General features: G+C 60.3%; 15 protein-coding genes. 9 read left to right on the forward strand and 6 right to left on the reverse strand.

Going from position 1 to position 16,396, the window contains the following annotated elements; all coding sequences use genetic code 11:
* Positions 1-193: 193 nt before the first annotated feature.
* Positions 194-670 (forward strand): DUF1289 domain-containing protein, encoded by a 477-nt coding sequence (locus AERO9A_RS06600; protein ID WP_159971123.1) that lies wholly within the window; start codon positions 194-196, stop codon positions 668-670.
* Positions 671-700: 30 nt separating this feature from the next.
* Here AERO9A_RS06600 and AERO9A_RS06605 read toward each other — a convergent pair whose 3' ends face one another.
* A complete protein-coding gene (locus tag AERO9A_RS06605; RefSeq protein ID WP_159971124.1) occupies positions 701-1,564 on the reverse strand; it encodes a universal stress protein in 864 nt (287 codons plus the stop codon).
* Between the two features lie 147 nt (positions 1,565-1,711).
* On the opposite strand from AERO9A_RS06605, the gene AERO9A_RS06610 reads away from it, so the two are divergent.
* Positions 1,712-2,365: a tRNA-(ms[2]io[6]A)-hydroxylase gene (locus tag AERO9A_RS06610; protein WP_159971125.1), complete on the forward strand. Its 654-nt coding sequence runs from the start codon at positions 1,712-1,714 to the stop codon at positions 2,363-2,365.
* Positions 2,366-2,518: 153 nt separating this feature from the next.
* On the opposite strand, the gene lpxH is transcribed toward AERO9A_RS06610, so the two are convergent.
* On the reverse strand, positions 2,519-3,247 hold the full coding sequence (lpxH, locus tag AERO9A_RS06615; protein ID WP_159971126.1) for a UDP-2,3-diacylglucosamine diphosphatase: 729 nt from the start codon (positions 3,245-3,247) through the stop codon (positions 2,519-2,521).
* 4 nt (positions 3,248-3,251) lie between these two features.
* On the reverse strand, positions 3,252-3,749 hold the full coding sequence (locus tag AERO9A_RS06620; protein WP_159971127.1) for a peptidylprolyl isomerase: 498 nt from the start codon (positions 3,747-3,749) through the stop codon (positions 3,252-3,254).
* 160 nt (positions 3,750-3,909) lie between these two features.
* Here AERO9A_RS06620 and AERO9A_RS06625 point away from each other — a divergent pair, with 160 nt between their 5' ends.
* Both AERO9A_RS06625 and cysS read left to right on the forward strand, forming a co-directional pair.
* On the forward strand, positions 3,910-5,574 hold the full coding sequence (locus AERO9A_RS06625) for a glutamine--tRNA ligase/YqeY domain fusion protein (protein WP_159971128.1): 1,665 nt from the start codon (positions 3,910-3,912) through the stop codon (positions 5,572-5,574).
* On the forward strand, positions 5,574-6,959 hold the full coding sequence (gene cysS, locus AERO9A_RS06630) for a cysteine--tRNA ligase (protein WP_159971129.1): 1,386 nt from the start codon (positions 5,574-5,576) through the stop codon (positions 6,957-6,959). Before AERO9A_RS06625 ends, cysS begins: the two co-directional genes overlap by 1 nt.
* 247 nt (positions 6,960-7,206) lie before the next feature.
* Here the strand turns inward: cysS and AERO9A_RS06635 are convergent, their stop codons facing one another.
* The 3 genes from AERO9A_RS06635 to AERO9A_RS06645 all read right to left on the reverse strand — a co-directional run bounded on the left by AERO9A_RS06635 (position 7,207) and on the right by AERO9A_RS06645 (position 11,961).
* A complete protein-coding gene (locus AERO9A_RS06635; protein ID WP_159971130.1) occupies positions 7,207-8,355 on the reverse strand; it encodes a hypothetical protein in 1,149 nt (382 codons plus the stop codon).
* A 537-nt stretch (positions 8,356-8,892) separates the two neighbouring features.
* Entirely contained in the window at positions 8,893-10,032 is a 1,140-nt protein-coding gene (ampC, locus tag AERO9A_RS06640) for a class C beta-lactamase (protein ID WP_159971131.1), read from the reverse strand.
* 93 nt (positions 10,033-10,125) lie between these two features.
* On the reverse strand, positions 10,126-11,961 hold the full coding sequence (locus AERO9A_RS06645) for a sigma-54-dependent Fis family transcriptional regulator (protein ID WP_159971132.1): 1,836 nt from the start codon (positions 11,959-11,961) through the stop codon (positions 10,126-10,128).
* Positions 11,962-12,219: 258 nt separating this feature from the next.
* Here AERO9A_RS06645 and AERO9A_RS06650 point away from each other — a divergent pair, with 258 nt between their 5' ends.
* The 5 genes from AERO9A_RS06650 to AERO9A_RS06670 are packed head-to-tail and all read left to right on the forward strand — an operon-like array spanning position 12,220 to position 16,365.
* Positions 12,220-13,314, forward strand: a complete 1,095-nt coding sequence (locus AERO9A_RS06650) for an ABC transporter ATP-binding protein (protein ID WP_159971133.1) — start codon at positions 12,220-12,222, stop codon at positions 13,312-13,314.
* Positions 13,314-14,411: an ABC transporter ATP-binding protein gene (locus AERO9A_RS06655; protein WP_159971134.1), complete on the forward strand. Its 1,098-nt coding sequence runs from the start codon at positions 13,314-13,316 to the stop codon at positions 14,409-14,411. Before AERO9A_RS06650 ends, AERO9A_RS06655 begins: the two co-directional genes overlap by 1 nt.
* Complete coding sequence (locus tag AERO9A_RS06660; protein WP_159971135.1) at positions 14,408-15,271, forward strand: carbohydrate ABC transporter permease; 864 nt, start codon at positions 14,408-14,410, stop codon at positions 15,269-15,271. Before AERO9A_RS06655 ends, AERO9A_RS06660 begins: the two co-directional genes overlap by 4 nt.
* Positions 15,272-15,279: 8 nt before the next feature.
* Positions 15,280-16,080, forward strand: coding sequence for a carbohydrate ABC transporter permease (locus tag AERO9A_RS06665; RefSeq protein ID WP_159971136.1), 801 nt, complete (start codon positions 15,280-15,282; stop codon positions 16,078-16,080).
* Positions 16,081-16,092: 12 nt separating this feature from the next.
* Positions 16,093-16,365, forward strand: coding sequence for a DUF2160 domain-containing protein (locus AERO9A_RS06670; protein ID WP_159971137.1), 273 nt, complete (start codon positions 16,093-16,095; stop codon positions 16,363-16,365).
* Positions 16,366-16,396: the final 31 nt, after the last annotated feature.

Raw genomic sequence — 16,396 nt, forward strand, 5'->3', positions numbered from 1 at the left:
GTACCTGCAGGATCGACTGTGCTCGTGACGCTTTGAAAACAGCTTCCAACGGACATTGGCGCCATAAAAGGCGGGCCGATTCTACTGGAAAGCGCAGATAAAGTTAAGCTGAAGTCCAGCCCCTGTCAGGGGTGATATGGATTAGACAAAGGGCTAAGATGCTGGGCCGTTTTGCTTTTCGTGCTGCCTTGCCATGTCTAATCAGCGTATCAAGACACCCTGTGTAGGTCTGTGTTCGACCGTGTATGGCGATGTCGTGTGTCGCGGCTGCAAGCGCTTTCATCACGAGGTGATCAACTGGAACAGCTATGGCGAAGAGGAAAAACGTGCCGTTTGGTCACGCCTCGAAGCGCTTCTGGTGCAGGTGATGACGGCAAAGCTGGAGGTGTTCGATGAAGCTCGCCTGCGCGCCCAGCTCGAACAGCGGCAGATTCGCTTCGTGCCGCAGCAGTCGCCTTACTGCTGGGCGTATCAATTGATCGCGCGTGGCGCGCGGATGATCAATCAGTTGGAGGCTTACGGCATGGCGTTGTTGCCGGAGTTTCGCGATTGGGCGCTGCCGGAGCTGCGCGACGCCATCGACCGCGAGTTCTTCCTGCTGTCAGAGGCGCATTACGAGCGCTATATCGCGCCGAAATTTCTTCGCGAAGGATTGCAACTGCGGGTCTAGCCATCTGCGCAGAGGCGACGCCTACTGGTTTCAGCGTTGCGCTACTCGTTCCTCCAGCAGCGCGATGATCTCATCGGGCTTGAGCACCAGCACATCGCTTTCCAGCGTATCGAGCACCACTTCGGCGGTGTTGCCGATCAGTGCACCGGAAAGCCCGGTGCGTGCCACTGTGCCGATTACCGTGACTACGGCCTTGAGTTGATGGGTCGTCTGCGGAATCAGGACATCGGCGGGGCCTTGCGCCACATGCAGGTGTTCATCGCTGATGTGGTACTGAGCCTGGAAGTTCTTGCATTGCTCGCGGTAACGCGCCTCGATGGTTTCCTGTAGCTGGAACGTCGGGTCGGCTGCGGAGAGCATCGGCGAGGGGTGTGCTGCAATCACGTGCAGATCGCCTTTGGCCAGGCCTGCGATGTCGTAGCCATGGCTGATGATGCTGGCGTGCAGCGTACGGTGCTCGTGGTCGGAATTGCCCACGTCGACGGCGGCGAGAATGATGCCGCCAGTCCAGGGAGTATCGGTCTTGACCATCAGCACCGGTGCTGGGCAGTAGCGCAGGAGCTTCCAGTCTTCTGGGGTGAGGATGGCTTTTTTCAGCGGGTTGTCCGGCAGGTGCTGCTTGATCACCAATCCACAGCCTTCGGCCTGCTGGATGGTGATGATGGTCTGGTGCACATTCTCATCCCAGGCCTGTTGCGTGGTTGCGCTGAAGCCCTCCAGGGTCAGGCTGCTGCGCAGATCGTCTAGCAAGGCGCTGTGGTCGCCTTTCTTATCGCAGACCAGTAGGTGCAGATGTGACTGGGTTACGCCGGCGATCAGCTTGGCGCGTGTGAGTGCGAGGCCTTCGGGGAGTTGTGGCTCCACTACTACTAGGATGCGGCGAATCGTTTGCATGGTCGGCTCCTAAGAATGCACGACGCACTATAGGTGCGTCGCGGTCTGCGGCGTTTTGACCTGTATCAACCTGTGCTGGCTGTCTTGCTGACCATTCGTATAATGGCCCGCCCCATCTAACCTCGCCAGCACGAGAGCGTTTTATTGATGATGTCAATTGCCGAGCATGTTCCAGCAAAAGTTGAGGAGCCTGTGTCGATCCTGCAGGAAATCCTAGCGTTTCTCGGCGGTATCGCCACGCCTGACGCCTGGCTGGAGGAGGCTTTGCGTCAGCAGGAGATCCTTCTGCTCGACCACCGCAACCTGGAATACAAGGCCGCGCAGACAGCGTTGAGCCTGATGGGGCGTTACCTGACCAAGCCCGAATTGACCGCGAGAATGTCGCGCCTGGCTCGTGAGGAATTGGTGCACTTCGAGCAGGTGAGCAAGATCATTCGTGGCCGAGGTATCGAAATTCGTCATGTTTCGGCCTCGCGCTACGCTGCCGGTCTGCGGGCCTTGTTGCGCGGTGGCGAGGTGGAGCGGCTGGTGGACGTGCTGGTGGTCGGCGCCTTTATCGAGGCGCGTTCGTGCGAGCGCTTCGCTGCGCTGGTGCCGCGCCTGGACGCCGAACTGGCCAAGTTCTACGCCGGATTGTTGGAGAGCGAAGGACGCCACTATCGCGGCTATCTCAAGCTTGCCTATCTGTATGGTGACGCCGCTGACGTGGATGCGCGTATTGAGGTGGTGCGTGCAGTGGAGCGGGAGCTGATCACCTCGCCGGATGAGCAGTTCCGTTTCCATAGTGGAGTACCTGCATAAGGCTGCGGTGTGGTCTCCAGATTGGCGAGATTCGCCAAGCGCTGCAATAGACGGGTAGGGCGGATGAAAACCGCTGCGAGGGAAATGGCGGGTTGCACCCGCCCTACAAACAGGCGCAGTTGAGTAGGGCGGGTGAAGCCCGCCGCGTCTAGGTCAGGCGGGCGTCAGCTCGAACGGCGCCTGGTTGAAGCCCGTTTCGTCGATCTGCAGTGCCCAGCCCTGGCGATCCCAGTCGCCCAGCACGATGCGCCTGGCCGATTGGCCTTCGACCTCCAGCTCATGCACTGCCGGGCGGTGGGTGTGGCCATGGATCAGCGTGTGCACGCCATGGGCAGCCATCACTTGGATCACTTCCTCGGGCGTGACATCGATGATTTCGCTGGCCTTCATTTGCGTCTGTGCACGGCTTTCGTTGCGCAGCTTGCGCGCTAGCTTCTGTCGGGTGGTGAGTGGCAGATTGCGCAGGATCAGCAAAACCAGCGGATTGCGCAGCCAGCGGCGCAGCTTCATGTAGCTGACATCGAGGGTGCACAGGCTATCGCCGTGCATCAGCAGTACCGGCTCGCCATTGAACTGCACTTTGTGCGGATCGCTGAGCAGCGTACAACCTGCCTCGCGGCAGAAGCGCTTGCCGATGAGAAAGTCGCGATTGCCGTGCATCAGGTAAATGTGCGTACCGGCATCGCTCAGCTCGCGCAGGGCGCGGGCGATCTCGTGCTGGAACGGCGTCATGCCGTCGTCGCCGATCCAGACTTCGAAGAAGTCGCCGAGGATGTACAGCGCCTCGGCCTGGCGCGCGCGCGTGGCGATAAAAAGCAGAAACGCCCGGGTGATATCCGGGCGTTTCTCTTCGAGGTGCAGATCAGAGATCAGCAGAATCATCGACTTACTCGGCTACGACTTCGGCCTTCTCGATGATCACGTCTTCCACTGGAACGTCCTGGTGGCCGGCTTTCATGGTGGTGGAAACGCCTTTGATCTTCTCGACCACATCCATGCCTTCGACCACTTCACCGAATACCGCGTAGCCCCAACCCTGAACGGTCGGTGCGCTGTGGTTGAGGAAGCTGTTGTCGGCGACGTTGATGAAGAACTGCGCACTGGCCGAATGCGGCTCCATGGTACGAGCCATGGCGATGGTGCCGACCTTGTTGGCGACGCCGTTGTTGGCTTCGTTCTTGATCGGGGCGCGGGTCGGCTTCTGCTTCATGCCCGGCTCGAAACCGCCGCCCTGGATCATGAAGTTGCCGATCACGCGGTGAAAGATGGTGCCGTCGTAATGGCCTTCCTTCACGTATTGCTCGAAGTTGGCCACGGTTTCCGGGGCCTTGTCGGCGAACAGGTTCAGGGTGATGACGCCGTGGTTGGTGTGCAGTTTGATCATGATCGTATCCGTGATGAGGCAGGTTCGAGCGGGTGGCTCGTGGGTAAACAGCCCGTGTCAGGGTGGTATGCACCCTGTCAGGGGCTTGACAGGTTGGTTATGATACGGACTTTGCCCGAAGCGGCCTACCCTGCGCCGCGCCAGTATTGTTAAGGACACCATGAGCAAGCCTACCGTCGAAAAAGCTGCCAACTTCCTGCGTCCCATCGTTCAGGCAGACCTGGACAGCGGCAAGCACGCCACGATCGTGACCCGCTTCCCGCCAGAGCCCAACGGCTACCTGCACATCGGCCATGCCAAGAGCATCTGCCTGAACTTCGGCCTGGCCGAAGAATTCGGCGGCCAGTGCAACCTGCGTTTCGACGACACCAACCCGGCCAAGGAAGACCAGGAATACATCGACGCGATCAAGGCTGACGTCGAATGGCTGGGCTTCAAGTGGGCGGGCGAAGAGCGTTACGCCTCCAGCTATTTCGACCAATTGCATGCCTGGGCTGTCGAGCTGATCAAAGCAGGCAAGGCCTTCGTCTGCGACCTCAATGCCGAAGAAATGCGCGAATACCGCGGTAGCCTGACCGAGCCGGGCAAGCACAGCCCGTTCCGCGAGCGTAGTGTCGAGGAAAACCTCGACCTGTTCGCCCGCATGAAGGCCGGTGAGTTCCCCGATGGCGCGCGTTCGCTGCGCGCCAAGATCGACATGGCCTCGCCGAACATCAACCTGCGCGACCCGATCCTCTACCGCATCCGCCACGCTCACCACCACCAGACCGGCGACAAATGGTGCATCTACCCGAGCTATGACTTCACCCATGGTCAGTCCGATGCCATCGAAGGCGTGACCCACTCCATCTGCACCCTGGAGTTCGAGGATCACCGTCCGCTATACGAATGGTTCCTGGCCAACCTGCCGGTGCCAGCGCAGCCGCGTCAGTATGAGTTCGCCCGCCTGAACCTGAACTACACCATCACCAGCAAGCGCAAGCTCAAGCAGCTCGTCGACGAGAAGCATGTCAATGGCTGGGACGACCCGCGCATGTCGACGCTGTCCGGCTACCGCCGCCGTGGTTACACCCCGGCCTCAATCCGCACCTTCTGCGACATGATCGGCGTCAACCGCGCCGGTGGTCTGGTGGATATCGGCATGCTGGAGTTCGCCATTCGTGACGATCTGGATGCCAACGCTGCGCGCGCCATGTGCGTGCTCAAGCCGCTGAAAGTGGTCATCACCAACTATCCAGAAGGTCAGGTCGAGAACCTCGAACTGCCGCGCCATCCCAAACAGGACATGGGCGTGCGCGTGCTGCCGTTCTCCCGCGAAATCTACATCGACGCCAGTGATTTCGAGGAAGTCCCGCCGGCCGGCTATAAGCGCCTGATCCCCGGTGGCGAAGTGCGCCTGCGAGGCAGCTACGTGATCCGCGCCGACGAGGCGATCAAGGATGCTGACGGCAATATCGTTGAACTGCGCTGCAGCTATGACGAGAACACCCTGGGCAAGAACCCGGAAGGGCGCAAGGTCAAGGGCGTGATCCATTGGGTGCCTGCGGCCGAGAGCGTCGAGTGCGAAGTGCGTCTGTACGATCGCCTGTTCAAGTCCGCTAACCCGGAGAAGGCCGAAGAGGGCGGCAGCTTCCTCGACAACATCAACCCGGAATCGCTGGTGGTGCTCACCGGCTGCCGCGCCGAGCCGTCGCTGGCCCAGGCTGCTGCCGAGGATCGCTTTCAGTTCGAGCGCGAAGGCTACTTCTGCCTGGACAGGGATTCCCAGCCTGGCAAGCCGGTATTCAACCGTACCGTGACCCTGCGCGATTCTTGGGGGCAGTAATGGCACTGTCGATTTACAACACGCTCAGCAAGGTCAAAGAACCTTTCAAGCCGCTAGAAGGCAACAGCGTACGCATGTACGTGTGCGGCATGACCGTTTATGACTTCTGCCATATCGGTCACGCCCGAGTGATGGTGGCGTTCGACGTGGTCACCCGCTGGCTGCGTCAGCGCGGCTACGATGTGACCTACGTGCGTAATATCACCGACATCGACGACAAGATCATCAAGCGTGCCAATGACAACGGCGAGCCGTTCGAAGCGCTGGTCGAGCGCATGATCGCGGCGATGCATGAGGACGAGGCGCGTCTGTCCGTGCTGCGCCCGGACATCGAGCCGCGCGCCACCGGCCATATCGCCGGCATGCACCAGATGATCCAGACCCTGATCGACAAGGGCTTCGCCTACGCACCGGGCAACGGTGACGTGTACTACCGCGTCACTAAGTTCGAAACCTACGGCAAGCTGTCGCGGCGCAAGATCGATGAGCTGAAGATCGGCGCACGCATCGAGGTGGACGAAGTCAAGGAAGACCCGCTGGACTTCGTGCTGTGGAAAGGCGCCAAGCCGGGCGAGCCGAGCTGGGACTCGCCGTGGGGCAAGGGCCGTCCGGGCTGGCACATCGAGTGCTCGGTGATGTCCACCTGCTGCCTGGGCGAGACTTTCGACATTCACGGCGGCGGCCCGGATCTGGTTTTCCCGCACCACGAGAACGAGATCGCGCAGAGCGAGGCAGCCACTGGCAAGCAGTACGCCAATGCCTGGATGCACGCCGGCGCGGTGCGCGTCGATGGCGAGAAAATGTCCAAGAGCCTGGGCAACTTCTTCACCATCCGCGAGGTACTGGAGAAGTATCACCCGGAGGTGGTGCGCTACCTGCTGGTGTCCAGCCATTACCGCAGCCCGATCAACTACTCGGAAGACAGTCTCAAGGAAGCCAAGGGCGCTCTGGAGCGCTTCTACAATGGCCTCAAAGGCTTGCCGGAAGCCGCGCCAGCCGGTGGCGAGGCCTTCGCTGAGCGCTTCGGCGCGGCCATGGACGACGATTTCAACTCGCCGGAAGCCTGCGCCGTGTTGTTCGAGATGATTCGTGAGGTCAACCGTCTGCGCGAATCCGACGTACAGGCCGCTGCCGGTCTGGCGGCGCAGCTCAAGCAACTGGCTGGCGTGCTCGGTGTGCTGCAGTTGGAGCCGGAGGCATTCCTCCAGGCTGGCGCTGCCGGTAAGGTCAATGCCGCCGAAGTGGAGGCGCTGATCGCTGCGCGTCTGCAGGCTCGCGCCGACAAGAACTGGGCAGAAAGCGACCGCATCCGCGACCAGATCACCGCCATGGGCGTGGTGTTGGAAGACGGCAAGGGCGGCACCACCTGGCGCCTGGCCGAATAAGGCTGGAGCTCAACGACAAAGGCCGCTCTTCAGCGGCCTTTGTCGTTTCTGTATCCCCCGGCGTAGGGTGTGCTGTGCTCACGCGTATCCTGGATGCAACCCATGGTTCCCGGATTTCATCTGGGCTATAGAGGGGCGGTGGTGTGTATAGCGCACCCTAATTTATTGGCAGCCTTCCGGCAGGGTAATCAGCTCTCCGGTGAACTCGTCGACGCGTGTGGTCGCAGTCGATGAATGTGCAAGCAGTTCATTGCTTGTTGCCTTTGGCTTGCGTGTTTCTGTCCTCTTCGATCGCCTGTGGCAGGGTTTTCAGATATTCAACAGAGGCTTCTTTATCCTTACTCAATTGTTCCAGGAACTGCGCTGCTTTGGCCGAGGCGTCTTGAGTTAATGCTTGAACGTGATCTTCACGGGCAACGCGTACGAGTAGCCAAGAGCGATCCTTGTAAACCCGGTAAGGCTGATTGGGCGCATCTTTTATTGCCAGTAGAGGATTGTATTTACCCTGGCTGACACGAAGTTTTTCAAAGGGTGGAAGCTGGTCACGATTTTCTTCTCGAACGATAACGTAGTACCCCTCTCGCAGGGGGGCATGGGCAGTGACGCGCTTTTGGATGGTCTTGCTGTCTTTCTTCGTTTTTCCAGAGTATGGCGGGTCGAATTCAACTTGGTAGCGAAGTTCAATGTCATCGCCGTTCGCGCCTAGTAGCGCCCCTCCGAGAGTATTCAAGAGATTGAGTACAGGAGTGCCCGGAGCATAGGCTGCACTGCCGATCTTGGCCAGTTCCTGAAGCAGTTGACGGCTCTGGGCGCTTTCGTCGTTGTCCAGTTCGAGGATTGCCCAGTCCATGAAAAACGACCCGCCTTCGTAGGTCTTCGGACCATAGACGGGAATATTCAATGCGTTGATGAGTTGGCCACTCTCTCGAATGTCTTCGTTGTAATAAACAATTCGGCCATTGCGTTGTATGTCTGCGGGGTTGAATGTCAGCCCTGCCACTGCATCGTTGCGCTCTCCCGCATTGACGATGATGGCGATTTCTCCTCTTGTGTAATTGGTGACGCCTAGCAGGCTTGTGTTGCCATCGCCGCCTTCACAAGGCGAGGCGTCTGTATTGCTTCTGGAAAACCAGTCTCTGGGACCGCTACTCTCGCGGAAATCGCAAACGTATGCCGAAATCAACTTGATGGAGAACGCTTCTCCCTTTTCGATGGGATGGTCGTTGGCTTGAGGGTTTCTGCCCGAATCTGGAATGAATATGCTGCGAATTTGTTTGCCATCGGGGGAGTGTGCTATCTGTGTCGCGCCTTCGTTGTGATGAAGGCCTTGTACGCAACCAGCTAGTGCTAACAGAGTCGCAGAGCAGATCCAGTACCTAGAGAGTCTTCGTTTCATCGCTTGGGCATCCCTGTACGTGGTTATTCCAGGGAGAAAGCTAGATGAGATCTGGCTGATTGCAAGGCGCCATGAGCGTGAGTTGTATTCGGCTGGTCTGTTTTCCAGGGATACCCTGAAAATCAGTCATGCTTACTTGCGTGAAGGGGATTCCAGGTTTTCCGTGACTCACCTGTCGAGCTGGCGCAAGTGCTGAAGCCACTGCTTAGCCCGCGCGGGATGATGGCTATATTCGATTTTCAGCCTCTGCTCGCGCAGGCGTTTGTGCAGGGGGTTGTGGCTCAGGCCAAGATGGCGGGCCAGGCAGGAGATATTGCCGCCGCAGGCCTGGTACTGGCTGGTCAGGTCGTTGGGTCAGCTTCGGCTAGCGGTTGCGTGGTTGCATCGGTTGGCAGGTCGGGGAAGAAATCGTCCGGTAGATGCTCGGTGCGAATGGTTTGGTTATCAGCGAGCGTAGCTCGGATGCAAGCCGGGGATGGTTGGCGCTCGCCATGGCCCCCGGATTTTATCCGGGCTACGGGGGGGGCAGGCCGGGTCTTATGGTTCGATGGCGTCCAGCAACTGCAAAGCCAGGCGCACGCGTTCGGCATTGGGGTAATTGCGGTTGGCGAGGATCACCAAGCCGGTATCGCGTGCAGGCAGCAGCATAATGTAGGCGCCAAAGCCATTGGTCGAGCCGGTCTTGTTCAGCAGCAGATCACCTTCAGCGGGTTTGGGGGCGGTAAAACGCTCCACTCGGTGTGGCTGTAGTGCCATCTCGAAGGAGTTGCCTGCTTGTAGTTTCTCCAGGCTGATGGGGTAGCTGTAGCGTTCCCAACCGAGGCCCTGAGTCATCTCGCCGATCTGGTAGTAGCCGCGATGGGCCGAGTTGACGGCTTGGCGCAGTGCTGCGTTCAGCGTGTTCGGGTGCAGGTTGGCTTCGATGAAATGCAGCATGTCAGCGCTGCTTGATTTAACCCCATAAGCTTCGGCGTCCAAGGCTCCAGCACCGACGCGTACCGGCTTGTTGCCACGATAGCCCCAGGCGTAGCGCTTCATGCTGGGCTCTGGAACCTGCACGTAGCTCTCCTGCATGCCGAGTTGCGGCAGTAAATCTTGTTCCAGCAGTTTCTGAAACGGTTCGGCCAGGCTGGCCGCCGCCAAATGGCCGAACAAGCCGATACTCGGGTTGGAGTAAAGGCGCTGCATGCCGGGCGGATAGACGGCCTGCCAGTTGCGGTAGTAATCGAGCAATTGGCGTTGGCCCGTCACCTCATCTGGGAACTGCAGCGGCAGCCCGCCAGCGGTGTAGGTGGCGAGATCGAGCAAGGTGATGTGGTCGAACGCACTGCCTTGCAAGGCTGGCAGGTACTGGCTGGCGTTGTCGCTGAGATTCAGCGTGCCGCGCGCCTCCGCGTAGGCGCCGAGGGTGGCGGTGAACAGTTTGCTGATTGAGCCCAATTCGAACAGCGTGTGACGATCCACGGCCTGGCGGCTTTCGCGGGAGGCGACGCCATAGTCGAAAAAGTGCTGCTGCCCCTTGTGGCTGATGGCGATGGCCATGCCGGGGATGGCGTAGGACTGCATCAGTGGCTGTACGACGGCGTCCACCTGCTTGTGCACTGACATCGATGCCAGTGCCTGATTACAGGCCAGCAATACTAGAGAGGTGAGCAGTGGACGGTGCAGGCGGCGCATGGCGGCCTCCTTTCATGGCGGGATTGTGCGAGCTGCTCAGTGCGACATTGCAGTGGCAAATGTATGGCTTGGGCCGGATCTTCGAACAAAGGTTCAGGTTCTGACGCCCTGTTCACGCAGGCGCTTGTACAGGGTGTTGCGGCTCAGGCCAAGGTGGCGCGCCAGGTAGGAAATGTTGCCGCCACAGGCCAGGTATTGGCTGGCCAGATCGTCGCTGTCCGCCGCGGGCAGTGACGGCTGCGGCGCTGCGCTGGGCAGGTCGGTGAAGAAGTCGTCCGGCAGGTGTTCGGCGCGAATCGGCTGGTCGTCGGCCATGGCCAGCGCGACGCGCAGCACGCTGCTGAGCTGGCGCAGGTTGCCCGGCCAGGGGTGACGCTGGAACAGTTCGAGTACCTCGCGACTGAGCCCCGCCCACTGTCTGGGTTCACGGTGCTGTTCCCAGAGTTTCTGGAACAGGGCCGCCTTGTCGGTGCGTTCGCGCAGCGGCGGCAGCTCCAGGTTCAGGCCGCTGATGCGGTAGTAGAGGTCGGCGCGAAACTGGCCGTTGTCGATGTCCTGGCGCAACGGGCGGTTGGTGGCGGAGATCAGGCGTACGTCCACCGGGTGCAACTCGCTGCTGCCCAGCGGCTGCACGCAGCGTTCCTGCAGGACGCGCAACAATCGGGCCTGGACGCGCAGCGGCATGTCGCCGATTTCGTCGAGAAACAGCGTGCCCTTGTGCGCCTTGCGAATCAGGCCGACATGGCCCTTGTGGCTGGCGCCGGTGAAGGCGCCTTTCTCGTAGCCGAACAGCTCCGATTCCACCAACTCTGCCGGAATGGCGGCGCAGTTGACCGCGATAAAGGCCTGGCTGGCGCGTGAGCTGGAGCGGTGTAAAGCCTTGACGAAGACCTCCTTGCCGGCGCCGGTTTCACCCTGTACCAGAATCGGAATGTCTTTCTCCAGCAGGCGCTCGGCCTGGCGAATGGCTTTGTCCACTCGCGCATCGCCCAGGTTGAGTGCGTGCAGGTGCGGCTCTTGCTCACTATTGGTTGTGACGGGCGGGCGGAAGTCGCGAGGTCGAACGGGTGCTGGCCGGGTAGGGCGGCGTACCCGCGCGTGGAAGCGAAATTGGCCGCTGCTGCGTAGGCTGAAAGGCTGGTCGTCTGGCTGGTTGAGCAGTTGTTGCAGCGGTACGTCGAATAGTTGCTCGATGGCGCAGTAGGTAAGCGGTTGTCCGAGCAGGTTGTCGGCGCGGCGGTTGGCCGATACCACGTGGCCTTGCTCGTCGAACACCACCAGCCCGGCCCAGGGGCTGTCGAGGTTGTTCAAGCTGGTATTGAAGCTGAGCAGGTGGTACTGCTCAGCGAACAGCTTGAGGATCAGCCGGTTCTCCACCGACTGGCTCATCATCTTGACCATGCCAAGGGTGTGCGCGGGCGGCAGGTAGCTGTCGCTGGACACGTCGAGCACGGCGATCATGCGCCGCTGTTCGTCGAAGATTGGCGAGGCCGAACCGGTCATGAAACGATTGGCCTTGAGAAAGTGCTCGTCGTGCTGGATATGCACGGCCTGGCCGCAACTGAGCGCGGTGCCGATGGCATTGGTGCCGGTGTAGCGCTCCAGCCAACTGGCGCCCGCGACGAAGCCAGCGGCCTGGCGCGGTTCGATGAAGCGTTGGTCGCCCCAGGACTGTAACACCCGGCCCTGTTCGTCAGTGAGCATGATCAGGCAGTTGGAGTTGGCCAGGATGGTGCCGTAATAGGGCAGCACTTCCTGGTGAGTGGTCTGTACCAGCGTCTGGCGGCTTTCCAGTAGCGCCGAGAGTTCACTGGCAGGGGGCGGGTCGAAGCAGGGTGGGCTCTGGTGAGTCAAGCCGTAGTCACGGCAGCGCGACCAGGACTGTTCGATGATGCTGTCGTGCGCTTGCGCGCGGGCCGCTTCTGTCATGTGCGATCTCTTCTTGTAATTTCGCGATCTGCGTCGCGTTCGCCCAGTTTTGTTCAAAACTGCTCAAAGTCAACAGTCAAAGTGTTCAGTTGTTCATGTCTGACTGTTCAAAATTGTTCGGTGGCAGAGTCGTGCTTTTTCGTGTTTAGGCGTCTTTCTCTCTGTTTTTCAGATAGATAGATAAGCAAATAAAGCCCTGGCACGCTTGTCGCTATAGGTGTTCGTAACCGAATGGCACGACAAGAAAAAGGACAGGCCATGTCGCTCACGCTCGAACACGTCACCCGTATTATCGACGGCCAGGTGCATATTGACGACGCCTGCCTGAGTTTCGAACCGGGCTCCTTCAATGTTCTGCTCGGTCGCACCCTTGCCGGCAAGACCAGCCTGATGCGCCTGATGGCCGGATTGGATCGGCCCAGCAGCGGCCGCGTGCTGATGAATGGCGCGGATGTCACTGGCGTCCCGGTGCGCCAGCGCAACGTGTCGATGGTCTATCAGCAGTTCATCAACTACCCGACTCTGACGGTGTTCGAGAACATCGCCTCGCCGCTGCGCCAGGCTGGCGTGGCTAAGGAGCAGATTGTCGAGAAGGTTGAGGCCACGGCGCGCATGCTGCGCATCGACAAGTTGCTGTCGCGTTATCCGCTGGAACTCTCCGGTGGCCAGCAGCAGCGCACGGCTATGGCGCGGGCGCTGGTCAAGGATGCCTCGCTGATTCTCTTCGATGAGCCTCTGGTCAACCTCGACTACAAGCTGCGCGAGGAACTGCGCCAGGAGATGCGCGAGCTGTTCCAAGCGCGCCACACCATCGCCGTCTACGCCACCACCGAGCCCAACGAGGCGCTGGCCCTGGGCGGCACCACCACTATCTTGCACGAGGGCCGGGTGGTGCAGAGCGGCAAGACCGCCGAGGTCTACCATCGCCCGCAGCAGGTGCTGGCTGCCGAGCTGTTCTCGGAACCTGCGATCAACCTGATGCCGGGGCGTATCAGCGGCTCCGAGGTGAGCTTCGCTGACTGCGTGCACTTTCCGCTCAACCCCGATCTGCGTGGCATCGCCGAGGGCGAGTACCGTTTCGGCGTGCGCCCCAGCCATATCGGTTTGGTGCCGTCCAATGACGATGATCTGGAGCTGGCGGTGACCGTTGAGCTGGCCGAGATCAGCGGTTCGGAAACCTTCCTGCATGTGCGCAACGAGCAGTTCGTGCTGGTGCTGCATCTGCCGGGGGTACATGAGTACGCGGTGGACACGCCGATCCTCATTTATATCCCGACCCACAAGCTGTTCGTCTTCGCCGCCGATGGGCAGTTAGTGCAGGCGCCCAGTCGCCGCCAGGGGAGGGCCGCCTGATGGCCGAGATTCGTTTGCACAACCTAGCGCACAGCTACAGCGCTGCGCCGAACGCGCCGCAGGATTATGCGATTCGCGAGATGAACCACGTCTGGCAGCAGGGCGGTGCCTATGCACTGCTGGGGCCGTCGGGCTGCGGCAAGTCGACCCTGCTCAATATCATCTCCGGCCTGCTCAGCCCCTCCCAGGGGGAGGTGCAGTTCGATGGCAAGGCGGTCAACACGCTGTCGCCGCAAGCGCGCAATATCGCCCAGGTTTTCCAGTTTCCGGTGGTCTACGACACCATGACGGTGTTCGACAACCTGGCCTTCCCGCTGCGTAACCAGGGCATGAACGAGGCCCGGGTGATGAGCAAGGTGCACGAGATCGCCGAGGTGCTCGAACTTCATCCGTTGCTACATAAGAAGGCGCGTAACCTCACCGCCGACGAGAAGCAGAAGGTGTCCATGGGCCGTGGCCTGGTGCGTGACGATGTATCGGCGATCCTCTTCGACGAACCGCTGACAGTGATCGACCCGCACCTGAAGTGGAAGCTGCGGCGCAAGCTCAAGCAGATCCACGAGCAGTTCAACATCACCATGGTTTACGTCACCCACGACCAACTGGAGGCCTCCACCTTCGCCGACAAGATCGCGGTGATGTACGGCGGGCAGATCGTCCAGTTCGGTACGCCGCGCGAGCTGTTCGAGCGCCCCGGACACACCTTCGTCGGCTATTTCATCGGCAGCCCTGGGATGAACCTGATCGAGGTGCAGCGCTGTGAGGGTGGGGTACGTTTCGCCGATACCGTGCTGCCGCTGCCGGACGCACTCAACCAGCGCTTGGCCGAACTGGGCGGCAAGCGCCTGAAGATGGGGATTCGCCCCGAGTTCGTGCACATCTGGGATGGCGCCTACGAAGACGCGCTGTGTGGCCAGGTGCTGCATGTCGAGGATCTGGGCACCTACAAGATCCTTACCTTCGACCTCGATGGCCAAGTGCTCAAGGCGCGCCTGCAGGAAGACCAGCCAGTGCCGCGCGAGCAGGTGTATCTGAGCTTTCCGGCGCAGTGGCTGATGCTCTACGCCGATGACTACCTGGTGGAGGTGGCGCCATGAAGGTGCAGAACAACAAGGCCTGGTGGCTGGTGCTGCCGGTGTTCCTGCTGGTGGCGTTCAGCGCCATCGTGCCGATGATGACGGTGGTTAACTACTCAGTGCAGGACATTTTCGACCCGGCCACGCGCTACTTCGTTGGCGTCGACTGGTTTCGTCAGGTGCTGCAGGATCCGCGTCTGCATGACTCGTTGCTGCGCCAGTTCATCTTCTCCGCCTGCGTGCTGCTGATCGAGATTCCCTTGGGCATTGCCATCGCTCTGTGCATGCCAACGCGCGGACGCTGGGCCTCGTTGTGCCTGATCCTGATGGCCATTCCGCTGCTGATCCCATGGAATGTGGTGGGCACCATCTGGCAGATATTCGGGCGCGCCGACATCGGCCTGATGGGCTGGGCGCTGAACAGCCTGGGCATCAGCTACAACTACGCGGCCAATACCATGGACGCTTGGGTGACGGTGCTGGTCATGGACGTCTGGCACTGGACGTCGCTGGTGGCGCTGCTCTGCTACTCGGGGCTGCGCGCCATTCCCGACGTCTATTACCAGGCGGCGCGCATCGACCGTGCGTCGAACTGGGCGGTGTTCCGCCATATCCAGCTACCTAAGCTGAAAAGCGTGCTGTTGATCGCGGTGATGCTGCGCTTCATGGACAGCTTCATGATCTACACCGAGCCGTTCGTGCTCACCGGCGGCGGGCCGGGTAACGCCACCACCTTCCTCAGCCAGACCCTGACGCAAATGGCTATCGGCCAGTTCGATTTGGGCCCGGCGGCTGCGTTTTCGCTGGTGTACTTCCTGATCATCCTGCTGGTGTCCTGGCTGTTCTACACCGCGATGACCCACGACGATAAAAACCGCTGAGGCCGACCATGATGCTGCGCAAACGTCTGGCACTGCTGATCTATTTCCTGTTCATGCTGCTGCCGATCTACTGGCTGCTGAACATGTCGTTCAAGACCAATACAGAGATTCTTGGTGGGCTTAGTCTGTGGCCACAGAGCTTCACTCTGGACAACTACCGAGTGATCTTCACTGACCGTAGCTGGTACGAGGGCTACCTCAATTCGCTGTATTACGTCAGCCTCAACACCTTGATCTCGCTCAGCGTGGCGTTGCCGGCGGCCTATGCCTTCTCGCGCTACCGCTTCCTCGGTGACAAGCACCTGTTCTTCTGGTTGCTGACCAACCGCATGGCGCCGCCGGCGGTTTTTCTGCTGCCGTTCTTTCAGCTCTATTCATCCATCGGCCTGTTCGACACCCATATCGCCGTGGCGCTGGCGCACTGCCTGTTCAACGTGCCGCTGGCGGTGTGGATTCTCGAAGGCTTCATGTCCAGTGTGCCGAAGGAAATCGACGAGACGGCCTATATCGATGGCTACAGCTTCCCGAAATTCTTCGTGAAGATCTTCCTGCCGCTGATCCGCTCCGGCATCGGCGTCACGGCCTTCTTCTGCTTCATGTTCTCCTGGGTTGAGCTGCTGTTGGCGCGCACCCTGACATCCGTGGACGCCAAGCCCATCGCGGCGGTGATGACCCGTACTGTGTCCGCTTCGGGGATCGACTGGGGCGTGCTCGCTGCGGCTGGGGTGCTGACCATCATCCCCGGCATGCTGGTGATCTGGTTCGTTCGCAACCATGTGGCCAAGGGCTTTGCCCTCGGTCGTGTGTAAAGGAGGTTCGTCATGAGTTGGATGGCCTGGACTCTACCAACCGCGCTGTTCTTCGCCGGTATTGCCGTGCTGCTGGCCGGCATGACGCTGGTGGAGCTGCGCTGGCCGTGCGTCGAGCGCAAAGGTTTTCTGCCGATTACCACCACGCGGGGTGATCGGCTGTTTATCGGTCTGCTCGGTAGCGCTTATCTGCACCTGCTGCTGATAGGCGTGACCGACTGGAGCGTGTGGATCGCATCGGTGCTATCGCTGGTGTGGTTGTGCGCAGTCATGCGCTGGGGCTGAGCCGGGCTGCCACCGGTTTGCCTCTCCCCAA

The sequence above is a fragment of the Pseudomonas sp. 8Z genome, from assembly GCF_902506535.1.
Classification (GTDB): Bacteria; Pseudomonadota; Gammaproteobacteria; order Pseudomonadales; family Pseudomonadaceae; genus Aquipseudomonas.

What these genes read in the sequence shown, in the direction of transcription:
- AERO9A_RS06645 (WP_159971132.1), bottom strand. Translation starts at nt 11,961, where the DNA reads ATGACAGAAGCGGCCCGCGCGCAAGCGCACGACAGCATCATCGAACAG.
- AERO9A_RS06610 (WP_159971125.1), top strand. Translation starts at nt 1,712, where the DNA reads ATGATGTCAATTGCCGAGCATGTTCCAGCAAAAGTTGAGGAGCCTGTG.
- AERO9A_RS06625 (WP_159971128.1), top strand. Translation starts at nt 3,910, where the DNA reads ATGAGCAAGCCTACCGTCGAAAAAGCTGCCAACTTCCTGCGTCCCATC.
- AERO9A_RS06620 (WP_159971127.1), bottom strand. Translation starts at nt 3,749, where the DNA reads ATGATCAAACTGCACACCAACCACGGCGTCATCACCCTGAACCTGTTC.
- AERO9A_RS06605 (WP_159971124.1), bottom strand. Translation starts at nt 1,564, where the DNA reads ATGCAAACGATTCGCCGCATCCTAGTAGTAGTGGAGCCACAACTCCCC.
- AERO9A_RS06655 (WP_159971134.1), top strand. Translation starts at nt 13,314, where the DNA reads ATGGCCGAGATTCGTTTGCACAACCTAGCGCACAGCTACAGCGCTGCG.
- AERO9A_RS06650 (WP_159971133.1), top strand. Translation starts at nt 12,220, where the DNA reads ATGTCGCTCACGCTCGAACACGTCACCCGTATTATCGACGGCCAGGTG.
- AERO9A_RS06635 (WP_159971130.1), bottom strand. Translation starts at nt 8,355, where the DNA reads ATGAAACGAAGACTCTCTAGGTACTGGATCTGCTCTGCGACTCTGTTA.
- AERO9A_RS06660 (WP_159971135.1), top strand. Translation starts at nt 14,408, where the DNA reads ATGAAGGTGCAGAACAACAAGGCCTGGTGGCTGGTGCTGCCGGTGTTC.
- lpxH (WP_159971126.1), bottom strand. Translation starts at nt 3,247, where the DNA reads ATGATTCTGCTGATCTCTGATCTGCACCTCGAAGAGAAACGCCCGGAT.
- AERO9A_RS06665 (WP_159971136.1), top strand. Translation starts at nt 15,280, where the DNA reads ATGATGCTGCGCAAACGTCTGGCACTGCTGATCTATTTCCTGTTCATG.
- AERO9A_RS06600 (WP_159971123.1), top strand. Translation starts at nt 194, where the DNA reads ATGTCTAATCAGCGTATCAAGACACCCTGTGTAGGTCTGTGTTCGACC.
- ampC (WP_159971131.1), bottom strand. Translation starts at nt 10,032, where the DNA reads ATGCGCCGCCTGCACCGTCCACTGCTCACCTCTCTAGTATTGCTGGCC.
- cysS (WP_159971129.1), top strand. Translation starts at nt 5,574, where the DNA reads ATGGCACTGTCGATTTACAACACGCTCAGCAAGGTCAAAGAACCTTTC.
- AERO9A_RS06670 (WP_159971137.1), top strand. Translation starts at nt 16,093, where the DNA reads ATGAGTTGGATGGCCTGGACTCTACCAACCGCGCTGTTCTTCGCCGGT.